The sequence below is a fragment of the Vibrio alginolyticus NBRC 15630 = ATCC 17749 genome (genome assembly GCF_000354175.2).
GTDB lineage: Bacteria > Pseudomonadota > Gammaproteobacteria > Enterobacterales > Vibrionaceae > Vibrio > Vibrio alginolyticus.
Genome location: NC_022349.1, coordinates 2,322,657 through 2,340,834, shown reverse-complemented (window position 1 = coordinate 2,340,834; position 18,178 = coordinate 2,322,657). Strand labels below are relative to the sequence as shown.

The 18,178-nt window shown below is 47.4% G+C and carries 17 protein-coding genes; 4 read left to right on the top strand and 13 right to left on the bottom strand.

All coding sequences use genetic code 11. From position 1 onward, the window contains the following. From ilvD to ilvG, 4 genes are read right to left on the bottom strand one after another with little or no spacing between them, the layout of a single operon-like run. Positions 1 to 1,842, bottom strand: a complete 1,842-nt coding sequence (ilvD, locus tag N646_RS10760; protein WP_005383859.1) for a dihydroxy-acid dehydratase — start codon at positions 1,840 to 1,842, stop codon at positions 1 to 3. A gap of 13 nt (positions 1,843 to 1,855) precedes the next feature. Next, complete coding sequence (gene ilvE / locus N646_RS10755) at positions 1,856 to 2,794, bottom strand: branched-chain-amino-acid transaminase (protein WP_017821566.1); 939 nt, start codon at positions 2,792 to 2,794, stop codon at positions 1,856 to 1,858. 12 nt (positions 2,795 to 2,806) lie between these two features. Beyond that, positions 2,807 to 3,091, bottom strand: coding sequence for an acetolactate synthase 2 small subunit (ilvM, locus tag N646_RS10750; RefSeq protein WP_005378958.1), 285 nt, complete (start codon positions 3,089 to 3,091; stop codon positions 2,807 to 2,809). 11 nt (positions 3,092 to 3,102) lie between these two features. Continuing rightward, entirely contained in the window at positions 3,103 to 4,749 is a 1,647-nt protein-coding gene (gene ilvG, locus N646_RS10745; protein ID WP_017821567.1) for an acetolactate synthase 2 catalytic subunit, read from the bottom strand. Between the two features lie 466 nt (positions 4,750 to 5,215). Between ilvG and N646_RS10740 the strand changes: the two genes are divergently transcribed. Continuing rightward, complete coding sequence (locus N646_RS10740; protein ID WP_005383862.1) at positions 5,216 to 6,739, top strand: YifB family Mg chelatase-like AAA ATPase; 1,524 nt, start codon at positions 5,216 to 5,218, stop codon at positions 6,737 to 6,739. A 58-nt stretch (positions 6,740 to 6,797) separates the two neighbouring features. Here the strand turns inward: N646_RS10740 and N646_RS10735 are convergent, their stop codons facing one another. Next, positions 6,798 to 7,754, bottom strand: a complete 957-nt coding sequence (locus N646_RS10735; RefSeq protein WP_005379034.1) for a DUF2860 domain-containing protein — start codon at positions 7,752 to 7,754, stop codon at positions 6,798 to 6,800. A gap of 149 nt (positions 7,755 to 7,903) precedes the next feature. Between N646_RS10735 and N646_RS10730 the strand changes: the two genes are divergently transcribed. Further along, the gene (locus N646_RS10730; RefSeq protein WP_017821568.1) at positions 7,904 to 8,782 is read left to right on the top strand and encodes an acyltransferase; all 879 of its coding nucleotides are present in this window, start codon (positions 7,904 to 7,906) and stop codon (positions 8,780 to 8,782) included. Positions 8,783 to 8,828: 46 nt separating this feature from the next. On the opposite strand, the gene N646_RS10725 is transcribed toward N646_RS10730, so the two are convergent. The 5 genes from N646_RS10725 to N646_RS24790 form a co-directional block, all read right to left on the bottom strand. After that, a complete protein-coding gene (locus N646_RS10725; RefSeq protein ID WP_005379036.1) occupies positions 8,829 to 9,431 on the bottom strand; it encodes a thiol:disulfide interchange protein DsbA/DsbL in 603 nt (200 codons plus the stop codon). Positions 9,432 to 9,465: 34 nt separating this feature from the next. Next, positions 9,466 to 10,452, bottom strand: coding sequence for a serine/threonine protein kinase (locus N646_RS10720; protein WP_031777274.1), 987 nt, complete (start codon positions 10,450 to 10,452; stop codon positions 9,466 to 9,468). 53 nt (positions 10,453 to 10,505) lie between these two features. Then, positions 10,506 to 11,927 (bottom strand): cytochrome c oxidase accessory protein CcoG, encoded by a 1,422-nt coding sequence (ccoG, locus tag N646_RS10715; protein ID WP_017821570.1) that lies wholly within the window; start codon positions 11,925 to 11,927, stop codon positions 10,506 to 10,508. Between the two features lie 308 nt (positions 11,928 to 12,235). Then, positions 12,236 to 12,502, bottom strand: coding sequence for a YihD family protein (locus N646_RS10710; RefSeq protein ID WP_017821571.1), 267 nt, complete (start codon positions 12,500 to 12,502; stop codon positions 12,236 to 12,238). 166 nt (positions 12,503 to 12,668) lie between these two features. Continuing rightward, positions 12,669 to 12,836, bottom strand: a complete 168-nt coding sequence (locus tag N646_RS24790; protein WP_005379043.1) for a hypothetical protein — start codon at positions 12,834 to 12,836, stop codon at positions 12,669 to 12,671. A 296-nt stretch (positions 12,837 to 13,132) separates the two neighbouring features. On the opposite strand from N646_RS24790, the gene N646_RS10705 reads away from it, so the two are divergent. Continuing rightward, on the top strand, positions 13,133 to 13,939 hold the full coding sequence (locus N646_RS10705) for a sporulation protein (protein WP_017821573.1): 807 nt from the start codon (positions 13,133 to 13,135) through the stop codon (positions 13,937 to 13,939). 70 nt (positions 13,940 to 14,009) lie between these two features. Further along, positions 14,010 to 14,663, top strand: a complete 654-nt coding sequence (trhA, locus tag N646_RS10700; protein ID WP_005379047.1) for a PAQR family membrane homeostasis protein TrhA — start codon at positions 14,010 to 14,012, stop codon at positions 14,661 to 14,663. Between the two features lie 33 nt (positions 14,664 to 14,696). Here the strand turns inward: trhA and N646_RS10695 are convergent, their stop codons facing one another. Genes N646_RS10695 through trkA form a run of 3 tightly spaced genes read right to left on the bottom strand, consistent with a single transcriptional unit; the run spans position 14,697 to position 18,139 of the window. Continuing rightward, entirely contained in the window at positions 14,697 to 15,281 is a 585-nt protein-coding gene (locus N646_RS10695; RefSeq protein WP_017821574.1) for a DUF3157 family protein, read from the bottom strand. 26 nt (positions 15,282 to 15,307) lie between these two features. Beyond that, the gene (locus N646_RS10690) at positions 15,308 to 16,753 is read right to left on the bottom strand and encodes a TrkH family potassium uptake protein (protein WP_017821575.1); all 1,446 of its coding nucleotides are present in this window, start codon (positions 16,751 to 16,753) and stop codon (positions 15,308 to 15,310) included. Positions 16,754 to 16,762: 9 nt separating this feature from the next. Continuing rightward, the gene (gene trkA / locus N646_RS10685; RefSeq protein ID WP_005379062.1) at positions 16,763 to 18,139 is read right to left on the bottom strand and encodes a Trk system potassium transporter TrkA; all 1,377 of its coding nucleotides are present in this window, start codon (positions 18,137 to 18,139) and stop codon (positions 16,763 to 16,765) included. Positions 18,140 to 18,178: the final 39 nt, after the last annotated feature.

Genomic DNA, 18,178 nt, shown 5'->3' with positions numbered 1-18,178 from the left:
CTAGCCCTCTAGCTTCGACTTGTCTCGTACTGCACCCTTGTCAGCACTGGTTGCCATACTCGCGTACGCTTTGAGTGCAAATGAAACTTCACGTTGGCGGTCAACTGGTTTCCAGCCTAACTCGTCTTGTTTTGCACGGCGCTCAGCAAGTTCTTGTTCAGACACTTGGAGTGAAATTGAACGGTTTGGAATATCAATTGCGATCATATCGCCTTCTTTTACCAGGCCAATTGCACCGCCGTTTGCTGCTTCAGGAGAGGCGTGACCGATTGACAGACCTGATGTGCCGCCAGAGAAACGGCCGTCAGTCAGAAGTGCACACTCTTTGCCAAGGCCCATCGATTTTAGATAAGTGGTTGGGTAAAGCATTTCTTGCATGCCCGGACCACCTTTAGGGCCTTCGTAACGGATAACAACCACGTCGCCTGCTTTTACTTTGCCACCCAAGATGCCTTCTACGGCGTCTTCTTGGCTTTCAAATACCACGGCTGGACCAGTGAACTTATGGATGCTCTCATCAACACCAGCAGTCTTAACGATACAACCATCTAATGCGATGTTGCCTGATAGAACGGCTAGACCACCTTCTTGGCTAAAGGCATGATCGATAGTACGAATACAACCTTCCGCACGGTCGTCATCAAGGCGATCCCAGCGGCAATCTTGTGAGAACGCTTGAGTAGTACGAATACCCGCGGGACCTGCGCGGTAGAACTTAAGTACTTCTTCGTCTTCAGTTTGGATGATGTCGTATTTCGCCAGCTGCTCTTTCATCGAAAGGCCAAGCACGGTGCGCGCATCATTGTGTAGAAGACCTGCACGATCTAACTCACCAAGAATTGCCATGACGCCACCAGCGCGGTGTACGTCTTCCATGTGATATTTCTGGGTAGATGGTGCCACTTTACATAGGTGTGGTACTTGGCGTGATAGGCGATCGATATCTTCCATATCGAAATCCACTTCACCTTCTTGCGCTGCAGCCAACAGGTGCAAAATGGTGTTGGTTGAGCCACCCATTGCAATATCCAGTGCCATCGCATTTTCGAACGCATCAAACGTAGCGATGTTGCGTGGCAGTGCTGATTCGTCATCTTGCTCGTAGTAACGACGAGTCAGTTCAACGATGCGACGACCTGCATTAAGGAACAGTTGTTCACGGTCAGCGTGCGTTGCCAGCATAGAACCGTTACCTGGTTGAGAAAGACCCAGTGCTTCCGTTAGACAGTTCATTGAGTTTGCAGTGAACATGCCTGAACACGATCCACACGTTGGACATGCGCTGCGTTCGATCTGCTCGCTTTGCTCATCAGACACTTTTGGATCCGCGCCTTGGATCATCGCATCTACAAGGTCTAGTTTGATGATCTGATCAGAAAGCTTGGTTTTACCCGCTTCCATTGGACCACCAGAAACAAAGATAACCGGGATGTTGAGGCGCATAGATGCCATCAACATTCCCGGAGTGATTTTGTCACAGTTAGAGATACATACCATGGCATCGGCACAGTGCGCGTTGACCATGTACTCCACAGAGTCTGCGATCAGTTCGCGTGAAGGCAGTGAGTACAGCATGCCGCCGTGACCCATTGCGATACCATCATCAACCGCGATGGTGTTGAATTCTTTTGCGATGCCGCCGGCTTTTTCGATTTCACGCGCTACAAGCTGGCCCATGTCTTTCAGGTGTACGTGACCCGGAACAAATTGAGTAAACGAGTTTACAACGGCGATGATTGGTTTACCGAAGTCTTCTTCTTTCACACCCGTTGCACGCCACAGTGCTCGTGCACCCGCCATGTTACGACCATGTGTGGTGGTAGCTGATCTATATTTTGGCATTTCCTAATCCTTCTTACTTCTGTTCTGGGTACACATAGTCTAACCAGCCCCACTTATCTTCCGTGGTGCCGTCAAATAGGCCAAAGTAGGCTGCTTGTAGTTCTTTAGTGATAGGGCCGCGCTTACCAGTGCCCACTTCAATCTTGTCGATGGTTGCCACAGGCACAACTTCTGCTGCGGTACCGGTCATGAATACTTCATCCGCAAGGTAAAGGGCTTCACGAGCAATGTTCGCTTCACGTACTTCGTAGCCTTTATCGCGAGCAATGGTCATGATCGAGTCACGAGTGATGCCCGGTAGAATCGCGCTAGTTGCTGGTGGTGTGGTGATTACGCCATCTTTGATAACAAAGATGTTTTCACCAGCCCCTTCCGATAGGTAACCATCTACGCTGAGCGCAATACCTTCGTCGTAACCGTGACGACGCGCTTCACCACCAACCAGTAGTGAAGATAGGTAGTTACCGCCTGCTTTAGCCGCAGTTGGGATGGTGTTTGGCGCAGCGCGGTTCCAGCTTGAAATCATCGCATCGACACCTTTTTCTAGCGCTTCTTCGCCTAAGTAAGAGCCCCAAGGGAATGCTGCAATGATTAGATCCATCTCAGTGCCAACTGGTGGACATACGCCTAAGCCAACATTACCGACAAAACCCAATGGACGAATGTAAGCGCTGTCGAGTTTGTTTTGGCGCAGTGTTTCGCGGGTCGCTTCCATGATTTCCTCTACAGAGAAAGGGATCGGAAAGCGGTAAATCTTGGCGGAATCTTTTAAACGTTGTGCATGCTCACGGTGACGGAAGACTATTGGGCCTTTTGGTGTGTTGTAACAGCGCACGCCTTCAAACACGGATGTGCCATAGTGCATTGCGTGAGTCAGAACGTGAACGTTCGCCTCTGCCCATGGAACCATCTCACCATTAAACCAAATGAAATCTGCAGTTTTCGTTGCCATTTGTTGCCTTCCTTATGCACTTACGTGTTGTTGTAAGTTGTGATTTGGCAGTTCATCGTTGCGGATTTTTAGCACCTCAACCTTACGAACGTCCCACAACTTCTCTATTTGATTGATCAAAAACGAGATTGGTCGATCGCTGTCGACGATGATCTCGACGCTGGCTACTTTGCTTTCGTGGTTTTGCGTAGCAGCGACTTGTTTGATCACGAAGCCTCGGTGACGAATCACACGTAGAACGCGCTCCAACAGTACCGGTTTGTCATCGGCTTTGATGTCGAGTAAATATCTGTCCATGCGATTGTCTCCTATGTATTTTCCAACATATCACTGTTTGATGCGCCAGGTGGCACCAATGGCCACACGTTTTCTTCTTCATCAATCAAAACGTGAAGCATGTAAGAAGTTTCACTCGCTAGCATCTCTTTGAGAGCAGGTTCGACTTCTTCTTTCTTGGTGATGGTTTTGCCCGGGATATCGAACGCTTTTGCTAACATCACGAAATCTGGGTTGTCATCAAGAATGGTTTCACTGTGGCGACCGTCAAAGAATAATGACTGCCATTGGCGAACCATGCCAAGACGTTGGTTATTAAGAAGGACAATCTTCACTGGAATCTGACGACGCTTCAGCGTGCCCAATTCCTGAACGTTCATCATAAATGAACCGTCACCTGTAATAAGGATAGACTGATCATCAGGACGTGCGACTGCAGCACCCATCGCTGCTGGCAAGCCAAAGCCCATGGTGCCAAGGCCAGCAGAAGTGATAAAATTTTGTGGTTCGCGTGGCTGGATATGTTGCGCTGCCCACATCTGATGCTGACCGACGTCGGTCGAGACAATTGAGCTATCTGGCATCATGTCAGACAGTTGTTTAAGCAATAGCGGTGCGTAGATTAACTCGCCTGGGTGGTCGTAACGCCACTTAAAGCCGCTGCGCAGACTTTCACTGTGATGAACCCACGGTGATATATCTTGAGTCAGCTCTAGCTGAGGAAGAATGGTGTTGATGTCGCCACGCAATGGTGCGTTGGCGTGGCGAAGTTTATGAATCTCCGCAGCATCAATGTCGATGTGAATCACTTTCGCATTTGGTGCAAACGTGTCGAGCTTACCCGTCACACGGTCATCAAAACGCGCGCCAACCACAATCAATAGATCGGCTTCTTGAACCACTAGGTTGGCGGCTTTGGTACCGTGCATACCCAACATACCAAGATAGTGAGGATCATGGCGTTCAATGGTACCGAGACCTTTTAATGTGCTAACTGCAGGCATTGGGTTTAAGCGAAGAAATTCGCGTACTGCATCGGTTGCTTTCGCAAGTTGCACGCCACCACCAACATACAACACTGGGCGAGTAGATGCTGCCAGGACATCTTGCGCACGTTTGATATCTTCAGCGCTGACATCTTCGATTGCTGGTGCTATGTATGGAGGAAGAAGGTCTGTGGGTGCTTGAGCGAGTTGAACGTCTTTGGCGATATCGACAATGACTGGACCCGGACGACCGGTTTTTGCGACCTCAAAGGCTTCGGCAAGTGTCGGAGCTAGATCTTCAATTTCGGTCACGAGATAGCTGTGCTTAGTACAGGCTAGGGACATTCCGATCACATCCATTTCTTGGAATGCATCGGTACCGATATGAGAGCTAGCAACCTGGCCTGTGATGGCAACTAGAGGTACGGAGTCAAGGAAAGCGTCGGCAAGGCCGGTAACAAGGTTAGTGGCTCCTGGGCCGGAAGTTGCCATGCACACAGCAACGTTTTGAGTGGAACGAGCCATCCCGATAGCTGCCATAGCGGCCCCTTGCTCGTGACGGCATAGGATGTGTTCCACCCCACCGTCATACAAAGCATCATAGATTGGCATGATGGCCCCGCCGGGGTAGCCAAAAACGGTTTCGATGCCTTGCTGTCTTAAAGCGGCTACGACAAGTTGTGCACCAGTCATCGTAAACCTCCTTTGCTACGTTGTGGCTCGTAGCGATTGCCATATTTATTGCACTTCATGTGCACTCCCATTCTTCCCGTTAAACTGTCCGAGGGTTAGACAGATGACAACTTGTAGTTGTAAAAAAACCCCCCGGACTTTTCAGTGCGGGGGTTTTTTGTAATTTGTGGTTACCTTTCGCCCACAATACCCCGCGCGGTGCCAATAATGACCACGATAATCAGGGCTAGCAGTGCGTTGATATGAGCGAAAAGGTTCATCTGTCTGTCGTTCTTTTTTCGTTAAAAAATGTTGTGTAATGTTCTACGAAATTGTTTGCGTCATTAGTGGTATCACACAATTCCGCTGCATGACAAGCAAAAAGTCATTCTTTTTTCACATTAACTCTCAATTGGGACGCGGTATATAACATAACCAACTAGATAAAACATTTGTTTACAGAGTGTTCAAAAAAATTGAGGAACGTATGGGGCTGGCAATCATTCATAGTCGAGCAAGCGTCGGGGTGCAAGCGCCATCGGTTAGTGTAGAAGTTCATATCAGCAACGGCATGCCAGGGTTTACCTTAGTAGGCTTGCCAGAGACAACGGTAAAAGAGTCCAAAGATCGCGTACGCAGTGCGATCATTAATTCTAACTTTCAATTTCCTGCTAAGCGGATCACCGTGAACTTGGCTCCGGCAGATCTACCCAAGGAGGGAGGACGTTTTGATCTTCCTATAGCATTGGGGATTTTGGCCGCTTCGGAGCAAATCGCGACAGATAAGCTCAAAAACTACGAATTTGTTGGTGAGTTAGCGCTATCTGGTGGTCTAAGACCTGTAAAAGGTGTGCTGCCTGCTGCGCTGGAAGCCAGTAAGATTCAACGTCATTTGGTCGTCCCACATGTGAATGGCGATCAGGCGGCGCTGGTGGGGAAGGAACAACATAAATCGGCCCAATCATTACTGGAAGTATGTGCCGAGCTTTGTGGTCAACATCGACTGAATCTTTTTCAAACGCCTAAGCGAAAAACGATCGAAAAACATGGTCGAGACTTACAAGATATTATTGGCCAACAACAAGGTAAGCGAGCACTGGAGATTGCTGCCGCTGGAAACCACAACTTACTTTTCCTTGGCCCGCCAGGTACTGGAAAAACGATGTTGGCTTCGCGTTTGTGTGACTTATTACCGGAAATGAGTGACGAAGAAGCAATGGAAACCGCTTCGGTGGCATCGTTGACTCAGAGTGAAATTAATGAGCATAACTGGAAGTCGCGTCCGTTTCGTTCTCCGCACCATTCAAGTTCAATGGCGGCATTAGTCGGCGGTGGTTCGGTACCCAGACCAGGGGAGATCTCTTTAGCCCACAACGGGTTATTGTTTCTCGATGAAATGCCCGAATTTGATCGTAAAGTTCTAGACTCGTTACGCGAACCGCTCGAATCTGGCGAGATCATTATCTCTCGAGCGCAAGGTAAAACACGCTTTCCGGCTCGCTTCCAATTAGTTGGAGCCTTGAACCCAAGCCCGACAGGATATTACGAAGGCAATCAAGCGCGCACCAATCCACAAGCTATTTTGCGCTACCTTGGTCGATTATCTGGACCACTGTTAGATCGCTTTGATATGTCTTTAGAAATCCCAGCTTTGCCCAAAGGGACATTAGCAGAAGGTGGTGATCGCGGTGAGCCGACTGCTATCGTAAAAGCGCGTGTGAGCCATGCGCGTAACAATATGCTAAACCGCAGTGGTAAGGTCAATGCACTGCTAGGTAGTCGAGAAATTGAGGCGTTTTGTCCCTTGCACAAGAGTGATGCTGAGTTTCTTGAAACCGCTTTGCACCGTTTAGGACTCTCGATTCGTGCGTATCATCGTATTATCAAAGTGGCGCGAACAATCGCCGATCTGGATGGGGCGGAGCAAATTGAACGAACGCACTTGGCTGAAGCACTTGGGTATCGAGCGATGGACCGTTTGCTGAAACAGCTTACGGCGCAAGCGGTATAGAGACATGCAAAATGTCATCGCAACAAGTGTTGTGAGCGCCTTGTTGCGATGAAGGACGTTAGAAGGTGTAGTTGAGACCAAGCGACAATAGGTACTCTTTCTCCTCATAAAACGTGATATTCGAGTCAGTTTGGCTATAGCCGGCTAAAGAAATGAACGACCAGTCTTGCCAGTCAAATACGTTTTGATATTCGTAGGCCGCAAATAGGCTAATGGTGTCGTCATTTCGTGTTTTAGCAAAAGTTTGGCTAGCGGCTTGATAGTCTTTCCATGCATAACCCGCGGTGAGGGCCAATCGATGGCGATTGATAAATTTAAACCAGCTAATGTCAAATCCGTACGAATCAAATGACTCCGCCTTACCGTCGGCATCTTGATTGATGTAGGTGAAAGCGGGTTGCAACATAGACGTTTGGTTGAGTGGAATGCGATAGTCGCCTTTGACATAGTAAAGGTTAGCATCGCGAGCAAGTGAGCGGTCTGTCACTTCCTCCTGCTCGATGTCTTTATCAGCATAAGCAAGATCAAGGTTGAAGTTCTTATCAATTAACCCTTTGATCTGAAAGCGATACGCATTGCCGTCAACATCCGTCTCTTTACGTGCGGTTCCTACTTGATAAGGGTTGCGCCAAGTTTCGCCTTTGAGTACCGTCGGCAGATAGGAAACATCGAGCACGGTGCCAGATTGTAGCTCGTGTTGATAGCCCAACTGAAAAGCGAGTGTACCTACCGCGACATCTGAGCGTGTGGTACCGGCGTAAACTTGGTGGTTGAGTCGGCTACCAAAGGTGTATGTCACACTCCCTAGCGGTGCAGCGATAACGGAACTGTCACTATCGGCACGCTTATCGAGAGAATCGATGGTGTTACTATTTTCTGTATTGAAATTGGATTCTGATGATATGAATCCGGCATTCAGCGAAATTTCACCGCCAAAACCCGCGGTTTCAGCGAGTTGAGCCTGAGCAGAACTGACGACAAAGGCCAAAGGCAAGAGAAGTAGCCTTGGTTTCATTCGTTATCTCCTTGTTGTCGAATGAGTGGTGCACATATTGGTTGCGGTAACAAATCTGACCATTTCCACGCATGTTCCAATGTGGCAAAGGCGCAGTATAATTACACGCTGTTTTATTCTTCACACATTATCACTGTTGTTTGACTATCATGTTGGCATATTTGTTATTTTTTTTTAACGCTTCTTTTGTGATTCTCAATTCTGCGGTTTGTTCACTCGCAATTTGTGTTATCGCTGTATTTAAAATATTGCTTCCTGGCGTAAAGCTAAAAGCGATAGCGACCGTTTGTGCCAATAAGGTGATGTGGTTATGGGCTACCGTTAATGCGTGCATTCTGGCGGTATCTAACCGTGTTGAGTGGGATGTTCAGGGCGGTGAAGCGCTTAAAAAAGACGGGTGGTATCTGCTGATCAGTAACCATCTCAGTTGGACCGATATTGTTGTGCTTTGCTGCGTGTTTAAAGACCGTATTCCCATGCCGAAGTTTTTCCTCAAGCAACAACTGCTGTATGTGCCTTTCATCGGGATGGCGTGTTGGGCGCTCGACATGCCATTTATGCGTCGCTATTCGCGAGAGTATCTGATCCGCAATCCTCATAAGCGAGGTCAAGATTTAGAGACGACACGTCGCTCGTGCGCTAAGTTCAAACACACTCCAACCACAGTGGTTAACTATGTCGAAGGAACCCGATTTACCGAAGAAAAGCAGCGTAAGAGTAAAGCAAACTATCAATATTTGCTGCAACCAAAATCGGGCGGGATTGCGTACACGTTAGCGGCGATGGGGGAACAGTTCGAGAGCATTATCGACGTGACGTTGGCGTACCCAGAAAATACGCATAAACCGTTCAAGGATTTATTGATGGGCCGCATGAGCAAGGTGGTTGTGCGTGTAAATGTGTTACCCGTTGATGAAAGAGTGCTTGGTGATTACTTCAACGATAAGCCCTATAAGCGGCAATTTCAGCAATGGCTGAGTGATGTGTGGCAAGAAAAAGATCGGTTACTACAAGAGATTTACAAGTAAACAAAAGGGGAGCGATGTGCTCCCCTTTTGATTGATATCGATGTGCTTATTTTAGTGTCAGCAAGTAGTTCACCAGAGAGAAGTACTCATCCATCGTTTTGATGCTTTGTGCTTGAACTAGGTATTTGTTGTTAACGATAACCGCAGGAACGCCGGTTAGACCGCTGTTTTCAAATTGCTTGTCCATACGGCGAACCATGGAATCAACCGCAAAGCCTTTGAATGCAGAGTCGAATTTCTTCGCGTCTACACCTTCATCAAGGAAGATTTGACGAAGTTCTTCATCATTACGTGGCGCCTTCTTTAGATTGTGGATGCGGTTAAACATCACTGGCACCATTTTGTCTTCCACTTTTAGTGCAACCATCGTTGCGTAGGCTTTGCTCATTGATGGGCCCATGTTGCCACCCATGAAAGAAACGTGGTTTTTTAATAGCTTAGTACCTTCTGGCAACTGCTTTTTCAGTTGCTGGATAACTGGTTCAAAGCTATTGCAGTGCGGGCAGTAGAAAGAGAAAAACTCCGTCACAAGAGGTTTTTTTGATGCCTCAAGATCCAATACTTTGTAATGTTCACCTTCTTTGAATTGCGCTGCATGTGCCGACAGGCTTAACATCAGCATAGAAAACAGTGCGAACAGTTTTTTCATCGAAATATCTCCATTTTTGAATTTTTGGCCTGACTTACCATTGAGGCATTAAAGACAGCGGTGCTTCTTCTAAAGCGGCGATCTGCTCTTTAAATGCAAGGACCTGACCTTCCCAGTATTTTGGCTCATTAAACCATGGAAAAGCGAGAGGAAATGCAGGGTCATGCCAACGTTTTGCTAGCCATGCCATATAGTGCACCATTCGTAGACCGCGAAGTGGCTCGATTAGTTTCAATTCTGCAGGATTAAAGTCGCAAAACTCTTGGTAAGCCTCTAAAACAATATCCAACTGCATCAGTTTGTCTTGGCGTTCACCGTTCAATAGCATCCATAAGTCTTGTACTGCAGGGCCGTTACGAGCGTCATCCAAATCAACAAACATAGGGCCATCTCGCCACAAAATATTGCCTGGGTGGCAATCGCCATGCAAACGAATGATATTGAAGCCTTCTTGCCAGTGGCTTTCAATTGATTTGATCAGCATATCCAAGTCATTGAAGAAGCTGTTCTCCAAGTGCATTGGAATCATATTGGCGTTTTGCAGAATCTCTCTTGGTTGATACAGGTATTCTTGTAAGCCGATCGTAGGGCGATGTTGGAAGGCTTGGCGGCTGCCGACTTTATGGATGCGGCCAAGGAAACGCCCTACACCTTCGAGCTGATCTAAATTGTCAACCTCGTATTGGCGACCACCCACGCTATCAAACAGCGCAAAAGCATAGCCTTGATAGTGATGCAGGGTTTCACCGTTGATGCGCACAGGTGGTGCGACGGGGATCTCATTGCCAATCAGCTCTAAAGTAAAGTCGTGCTCCTCTTGGATCTGTTCATTGCTCCAACGTTCAGGACGGTAAAACTTGACGACATAACGACGACGCTCTTCGTCAGTGAATTGATAAACACGGTTTTCGTAGCTATTGAGGGGAAGAAAGCCTGATTCTGCGCGAACGCCGATGCTTTCTAACGCGTACCACATAAAGTCTGGGGTAAGGGCGTCAAAGTTAAACATACTTTGGGACATATAAACAAAAAGGCTCATTACTGAGCCTTTTTCCGTTAGTCACTGAAGTAGCGCTATAGTTTTTTAATAAAACGGCTTTCTACTTCAATAGTGAATTCGTTGCTCTTATCGGTGAGTATAAACTGAATTGTCGTAATCGCAGAGTTTAGCTTGTCAGGATCGGCACCAAGACTCATTGGCAGGTTCAATACCTCACCTGGCTGGACCTGAATTGTCTGCTTACCATACCAGCTTACATCGGATAGCCCTTCAACATCCAACGAGTACTCTTGCACTTGCTGAGTTTTGTTGATCACCTTGAGGGTGTAGGTGTTTTCTACTTCTCCCGAGCCATTAACGCGGAACAGTTGGTTACGGTCGCGAATAACACTCATGCCGGCTGGGTCTACCGCTGCAATTTGGGCAAAGAAAAGACCGACCATGACGAGTAGTACGGCACCATAGCCTAACAGCTTCGGACGCATGACTTTGGTACTCTTACCCGATAAGCGATGCTCGGTGGTGTAACTAATTAAGCCTTTCTCGTAGCCCATGCGATCCATGGTGTTATCACACGCATCAATACAGGCGCCACAGTTGATACATTCATACTGCAAGCCGTCACGAATATCGATACCTGTTGGGCACACCTGCACACACAAATCACAATCAATACAATCACCCAAACCAAGTTGCTTTGGATCGGCTTTACGCGGACGTGGGCCACGTTTTTCCCCACGTTTTGCATCGTAGCCAACGATGAAGGTGTCTTTATCAAACATGGCAGACTGGAAGCGCGCGTAAGGACACATGTGAATACACATGATGGAACGCATCCAACCAGCATTACCATAGGTACAAATGGCAAAGAACATTACCCAAAAGACGGGCCAGAAGTTGGCGTTAAAGGTGAAAAAGTCGATAACCAATTGCTTCATTGGCACGAAGTAGCCAACAAAAGTAAAACCAGTGGCGAGTGCAATGGCAAACCAAGCTATATGTTTGACGGTTTTACGCATCGCTAAATTCGCCGTCAGCTTATTGGAGTCTTGTTTACGGCGTTTATTGGCACTACCTTCGAGCTTCTCTTCAAACCAGATATACATGAAGGTCCAGACGGTTTGTGGGCAGAGGTAGCCACACCAAACTCGACCTAAGAAGGTGGTAATAAAGAACAACCCAAACGCCGCGATCACAAACAGCAAGGCGAGTAGGGTAAGATCTTGTGGGTACAACGTGGTACCGAAAAAGTTGAACTGCTGGTTGCCAATATCAAGCAAGATCGCTTGACGTTCACCGTAAGGGATCCACGGTATCAAAGCGAAGAGAAGCAGTAAAAACCAACCACCGTAACGACGCAGTTTCTGGTAAGTCCCTTTGCTTTCGCGTACATAGATGCGATTACTTGGGTTGAACCGATCCCCGTTTCCTTTATGGGTTTTGGGATTATAGGTTTTAGGAGTCACATCTTTGATATCGATCTTGTCCTGACTCATGCACTCATCCTTCTTAGGCTTTTATAATGTACGGCGTCATTTCTATTGATGTCGCTCGATGACATTGCTGCTCGTTCCGTCATAAAGATGACCGAACATAATTATTTTAGTAAATACTGATGAACGGCGATTATACAATCAATAACAATTCCGTTTCTTTAACGCAGTCAATGTTTAACAACAAAAATCAGTACAGTTAACCTGATAATTGGCTGAACAGTTATAACCAATTGTGGGACTAAAAACTTTGGTTATAAAAAAGCGACTCACAGAGAGAGTCGCTTAAAGAATACTGGCTGTTGAGCTGGTTATTTGATGATGCCACGAGCGCGTAGGATCGCCGTTTTAAAATCGTCCTCTTGGTCTTTTTTGAGTCCAGGGATCATTTCATCTTTGCTGCTATTACGCATTTTAAGGTGGTAGATCAGTACATCGTCGGTCAGATCTTCTAGCTTTCCTTCATAGCCTGCTTCTTTTGCTAGCTTAACGATGAACTGCAATAGATTCAGCTCTTGATCTTTATGCCATTCAGGCTCTAGTAGCTCAAGCAGCTCTTCAATGCGATGACACTTCATTTCTTTCTCCACAGAATTTATAGGTGTAATTAGCAGTAAAGGTACCAAATTGCTTTGCGAAGACCAAATAGGAAAAACTATCTCTTTCACTGTAGTTCGTTCTAAGTCTTTGAAGCTTTATGAGTCGCGTGCAAAGAAAAAAGCGCAGCTGGCGCCGCGCTTTTGATTAAGCTGCTTTGATAACTTTGGCCGGAACACTCGACATCATTGCTGTCTTCTCAACCAATGTCATTGCTGGCGCAACTTGCTTTGCCTTTGGTGCAGTAGTAAAGCCACTGCGGCGGCGCATTGCACTAGTATTAGTGTGTGCGAACCTGACTGTTGTTGGGCGCATTAATTTACCTAACTGTCAGGCATATCCATTGCCGATGTAATGGCCTGAATCATTATGAGCTAGGCTCCAACAAGATTGAAGAATCACTCTTCTGGCTCTCGCCAATCCAGTTAATGAGTCAGGAATACCGATATGCATGCATATCAAGTGTAAGATTAGCATCCTTGTAATAATTGGTCGATAGTTGAGCAATTGAATTGTTTAGATTTTGTCATTTTGTCGCGATGTTCGAGGCAATTTTTGTTTGATCCCACGATCAGCAGTAGTAGTATGAGATCTCGATGAAGGAGGTGCCTATGTCATTTTTGAAGAAGACACTTGCCAGTTTTGGGATTGGGAGCGCGAAGGTCGACTCAATCTTAAACCAAGACGTGCTATACCCAGGTCAAAGTGTGGATGTGTCAATCCATGTATATGGTGGTGCGACTGAACAAGCGATCGACAACATTGATTTAAAACTCTGTTGCCGCTACATCGCCGAAGCCCCTGATGACCGTGGTGCGCGAGAAGGACACAGCATGCGCCGAGTACCTCAAACTCATGTGCTTGCTAAGTGGAGTCTCCCTTACGCATTTACCATCCATTCCGGCGAAGAGCGTACCTTCGATGTTAAGCTCGATGTGCCTTGGAACACGCCTGTCACCATTGGTGATGCCAAAGTATGGTTAGAAACCGGCTTAGACGTTGCTGCTGCTTTGGATCCGACTGATAAAGACATCCTCACCGTTCGACCTGATCCACTGATGGATGCGGTACTATCTGCATTTGAAGCGCAAGGTTTACGAATTCGCCAGGTGGAATGCGAGGAAGTGAAAGGATTCGATCTACCATTTGTGCAAGAGTTTGAACTGGTGCCAACCGACGGACCTTACCACGGCGTGTGGCGCGAATTAGAATTTGTTGCCCACCGCAGTGAGCAAGAGCTCAAGTTGTGGTTTGAAGTTGACCGCACACGCAAGGGGCAAGGTGGCATGCTCGCGAGCTTACTGAGTAGTGGCAAACTCAAGCGAGAGCTGACCATTCCTGCCACGACTAAGCCAGATCAAGTTGGCGAACTGGTACTCAATTATCTCGATCAAACTACTGCCGTTCATGAGTCTTAATTTAAGCTTACACGTGTAAGCCTAATGTGCCATACTAGAGCAAATTTCAAACTCTAGTATAGGCGCATTGATGTCCGAGCTGCAGAAACCTCAATACAGTCAACGTGAAGAACTGGCCAATACCATCACCCACGGTATAGGGATGATTTTTGGTATTGTTGGCTTGATACTGCTGTTAGTTAAAGCCATAGACCATCAAGCTGACACTTTAACGCTTACCAGTATGGCGATTTATGGTGCGAGTATTATCGTGCTATTTTTGGCCTCGACGCTCTATCATGCGATCCCTCATCCCAAAGCGAAACGTTGGCTAAAAACCTTCGACCACTGTGCTATTTATCTTTTGATAGCAGGCAGCTATACCCCTTTCTTGTTAGTCAGCTTAAGAACACCTCTAGCATTTGGGTTGATGATCGTTATTTGGAGCATTGCGTTGATCGGCATCATCATGAAAGTTGCGTTCGTCTATCGATTTAAAAAGCTTTCTTTGATGACGTATTTGGTGATGGGATGGTTATCGTTGATTGTGATTTATCAGTTGGCGATCAACTTGGATGTCGGCGGACTTACACTGCTTGCCGCTGGTGGAATTGTGTATTCACTGGGCGTGATTTTCTACGTTGCGAAGCGCATTCCCTTTAACCATGCGATTTGGCACGGCTTTGTTTTGGCTGGCTGCGTGTGCCATTTCTTTGCTATTTATTACTTTGTTGAGCCTATCTAGCCGATAGGCTCAACAAAGAATATTAAACACGTATTAGCGAGTTTTTACCTCTAGCACTTTGGCAGAAAACTGGTATTGCTGTGATTGCGGTACAGCCAGTTTTATGCTCTTACCTTGCTCCGCTTGCTGAGGTCGCAGGTAGGTATCCGCCATGCGCTTGATGGATTGCCAAACAGTCACGTTTTCTTTTGCCAGTTGCTGACCAGACATATCAAACACTTGCACCTCAACTTCCACTTGAATGACAGATTGAGAGCTTTGGTTAGTGATTGATGTAGGTAAAACAAGCTCACCGCTTTGATAGCTTGCTGAACCAATCAATACATCCACACCTGAATCTGATAGCTGCATGGTTGGCTTTTTGGCGTTTACCACCACGGTCGTGCCAACGGTTTTCGTTATCACTGGGATTGTCGCAATCGCAGGAGCTGCGATTGTTTCAACTACGCTTGCTGTTGTTTGTGTCTCCGTCGCTTGCTGCGCCGTTTTTTTCATGACGTATTCCCAGGTAAAGTCATCGTTCAACTTCACTTCTCGACCATCGGCTAAAGTGATGACCTCGGCGGCGTATGTGGATGAGGCGGCAAGTAGGGTCGCCAGAGTAATCCATGTTTTCATTGTTATACCTTTTAATTAGAGTCTGCTTAGCGGCGCCAAAACGCAGGAAAGAACAGTACAAGAATAGTCAGAATTTCCAAGCGGCCCATTAACATCCCAAAGCTTAAGAGCCATTTGGCAGTATCGGGCAGAGGCGCGAAGTTGCCTGTCGGGCCAATCACACTACCCATACCAGGGCCAACATTGGCAACGGCGGTGATTGAGCCAGAAATACTGGTCACAGGGTCGAGGCCAAGAGCACTTAAACAACCCGCGATAAAGATAATGGTGATAAAAAACATCAAGCCAAATGCCACCACTGAGCGAACAATATCATCATTCACCGGTCGCTGGTTATAACGCTGTACAAACACCCCTGAAGGGTGAATCAACTTCATCATTTGTTTGTTTAGCAGCGTCATTGCAATTTGGAAGCGGAAGATTTTGATCCCGCCAGACGTTGAGCCTGAGCATGCCCCCGCCATCATTAAGAATGCGAAAAGAGTGGTGGGTAATGCGCCCCATGCGGTGAAGTCTTCTAAGCCAAAGCCAGTTGTGGTGACGACAGAGACAATATTAAACATCGACACTCGCAGGGCATCCAAAATGGTGTACCCATCTCGAATCACTAACCAAGCTGAAATCACTAAGCTTGAGAATACGAACAGGTACGCAAATCCTCTAACTTGAGCGTCGTTAACCAACACATCAATACGGCGTTTACGTAATGCGGCGATAAAGAGCAAAAACGGCAAACCACCTAAGAACATAAAGGTAGTGGCCACCCAATGTGCGCCATTAGAGAAGTGGTTCATTGACCCATCAGATGTAGAGTATCCACCCGTCGATAGCGTAGTAAAGGCATGGTTGATTGCTTCGAACAGGTTCATGCCGGTGATCAAGTAGCCCAAAATACATAGGCCCGTTAGCATCAAATAAACCGCTACGATGTTTTTGGCGACCGTTTTCGCTCTTGGACTACTTTTATCCGACCAATCTGATGATTCGGTTTGGAATAGCTTCATACCACCGACATTCAGCATAGGTAACACTGCTACCGCCATCACGATAAAACCAATGCCACCAAGCCATTGTAAAATAGAGCGCCACAGCAATATGCTCGGCGCCATGTTGTCTAGGCCACTGAGCACCGTTGAGCCCGTCGTGGTGATACCCGACATCGTTTCGAAGTAGGCGTCGGTGAAGCTGATGTGGTTGATAAACACAAATGGCAAGGCGGCAAACGCACTCGCGATGGTCCAAACCAAACTGGTGATGAGGAACATATCGCGTACGCTGAGTTTGAACTTGGCGGTTCGACCTATCGTTAGGCAGATGAAGGCGGCAAGGTGCGTGATCACAACGGCTTGGGCGAAATCGAGGAATCCCCCCGTACCGGTAAAGAAAGCGACCAAAGTCGGCACGTACATAAACAGGGCCAGTTTGGATAAAACTAGCCCGATAACAAACAGTACGGGACGTAAGTTGACCATAGGAAAATCCTAGAGGAAGAATGGACTCGGCTGGAATAGCGCTTCGACGTCTGATACGTATTTTTTGTTGACCAGGAACATCACCACATGGTCATCCTGTTCGATGACCGTACGGTCGTGGGCAATAAGAACTTCTTCGCCACGAACGATAGCACCAATGGTGGTCCCAGGTGGAAGTTTTATATCTCCAATCGCACGTCCAACCACTTTAGATGTACTTTCATCACCGTGAGCGACGGCTTCAATCGCTTCCGCAGCGCCGCGGCGAAGTGAGGATACGTTTACGATATCAGCGCGACGAACGTGCGTTAGCAAGGCTGAAATAGTGGCTTGCTGAGGTGAGATTGCTACATCAATTACGCCGCCTTGTACCAGGTCTACATAAGCGCCACGTTGGATCAGCACCATCACTTTTTTAGCGCCCATGCGTTTTGCCAACATTGCAGACATGATGTTGGTTTCATCTTCGTTGGTCAGCGCGATGAAGACGTCGACTTGGTCGATGTTCTCTTCCGAGAGAAGCTCTTGGTCTGCCGCATCACCGCAGAACACGATGGTGTTTTCTAGTTGCTCAGAGAGCTTTTCTGCACGCTGGTAGTTACGCTCAATCAGCTTCACGCTGTAAGTTTGCTCTAGGCGTTTTGCCAAGCTTGCGCCGATGTTACCCCCGCCAACAATCATGATGCGGCGGTACGGTTTTTCTAGGCGCTGAAGCTCACTCATCACTGAGCGAATATGATTACTTGCTGCAACGAAGAACACTTCATCGTCGGCTTCAATGATGGTGGTACCTTGTGGGCGAATCGGACGGCCTTGACGGAAAATCGCCGCCACACGGGTATCAATGTGCGGCATGTGCTCACGCAAAGCAGACAACGCATTACCCACCAGCGGGCCACCATAGTAGGCTTTCACCGCCACTAGGCTGACTTTCTGTTCAGCAAAGCTCACCACTTGCAGCGCGCCTGGGTATTGGATCAGACGTTCGATGTAGCTCGTGACGAGTTCTTCTGGTGCGATAAGGTGATCAACAGGAATGGCGCCAGATTTAAACAGGGCTTCTTTTTCTGCCAAGTATTCTGGAGAGCGAATACGCGCAACGCGGTTTGGGGTATTGAATAGAGTGAACGCGACCTGACAGGCGGCCATGTTGGTTTCATCAGTGTTGGTTACTGCGACGAGCATATCGGCGTCTTGCGCGCCAGCTTCGTGTAGCACGTCTGGATGGCTCGCATGGCCATTGACCACACGTAGGTCGTATTTGTCCTGCAATTCACGCAGTCGGTCGGCATTATTGTCGACGATGGTGATGTCGTTGTTTTCACCCACTAGGTTTTCTGCCAGTGTGCCGCCAACCTGACCTGCACCAAGAATAATGATCTTCATACTCTTTTCTCGTATCTGAAAAAGGCGATTGAAATCACT

Excerpts from the sequence above, each read along its gene's own strand:
- ccoG (WP_017821570.1), bottom strand. The coding sequence starts at position 11,927 with ATGAGTCAGGACAAGATCGATATCAAAGATGTGACTCCTAAAACCTAT.
- N646_RS10725 (WP_005379036.1), bottom strand. The coding sequence starts at position 9,431 with ATGAAAAAACTGTTCGCACTGTTTTCTATGCTGATGTTAAGCCTGTCG.
- N646_RS24790 (WP_005379043.1), bottom strand. The coding sequence starts at position 12,836 with ATGCGCCCAACAACAGTCAGGTTCGCACACACTAATACTAGTGCAATG.
- ilvE (WP_017821566.1), bottom strand. The coding sequence starts at position 2,794 with ATGGCAACGAAAACTGCAGATTTCATTTGGTTTAATGGTGAGATGGTT.
- N646_RS10705 (WP_017821573.1), top strand. The coding sequence starts at position 13,133 with ATGTCATTTTTGAAGAAGACACTTGCCAGTTTTGGGATTGGGAGCGCG.
- ilvM (WP_005378958.1), bottom strand. The coding sequence starts at position 3,091 with ATGGACAGATATTTACTCGACATCAAAGCCGATGACAAACCGGTACTG.
- N646_RS10720 (WP_031777274.1), bottom strand. The coding sequence starts at position 10,452 with ATGTCCCAAAGTATGTTTAACTTTGACGCCCTTACCCCAGACTTTATG.
- N646_RS10690 (WP_017821575.1), bottom strand. The coding sequence starts at position 16,753 with ATGGTCAACTTACGTCCCGTACTGTTTGTTATCGGGCTAGTTTTATCC.
- N646_RS10740 (WP_005383862.1), top strand. The coding sequence starts at position 5,216 with ATGGGGCTGGCAATCATTCATAGTCGAGCAAGCGTCGGGGTGCAAGCG.
- trhA (WP_005379047.1), top strand. The coding sequence starts at position 14,010 with ATGTCCGAGCTGCAGAAACCTCAATACAGTCAACGTGAAGAACTGGCC.
- ilvG (WP_017821567.1), bottom strand. The coding sequence starts at position 4,749 with ATGACTGGTGCACAACTTGTCGTAGCCGCTTTAAGACAGCAAGGCATC.
- N646_RS10695 (WP_017821574.1), bottom strand. The coding sequence starts at position 15,281 with ATGAAAACATGGATTACTCTGGCGACCCTACTTGCCGCCTCATCCACA.
- N646_RS10735 (WP_005379034.1), bottom strand. The coding sequence starts at position 7,754 with ATGAAACCAAGGCTACTTCTCTTGCCTTTGGCCTTTGTCGTCAGTTCT.
- N646_RS10710 (WP_017821571.1), bottom strand. The coding sequence starts at position 12,502 with ATGAAGTGTCATCGCATTGAAGAGCTGCTTGAGCTACTAGAGCCTGAA.
- N646_RS10730 (WP_017821568.1), top strand. The coding sequence starts at position 7,904 with ATGTTGGCATATTTGTTATTTTTTTTTAACGCTTCTTTTGTGATTCTC.
- ilvD (WP_005383859.1), bottom strand. The coding sequence starts at position 1,842 with ATGCCAAAATATAGATCAGCTACCACCACACATGGTCGTAACATGGCG.
- trkA (WP_005379062.1), bottom strand. The coding sequence starts at position 18,139 with ATGAAGATCATTATTCTTGGTGCAGGTCAGGTTGGCGGCACACTGGCA.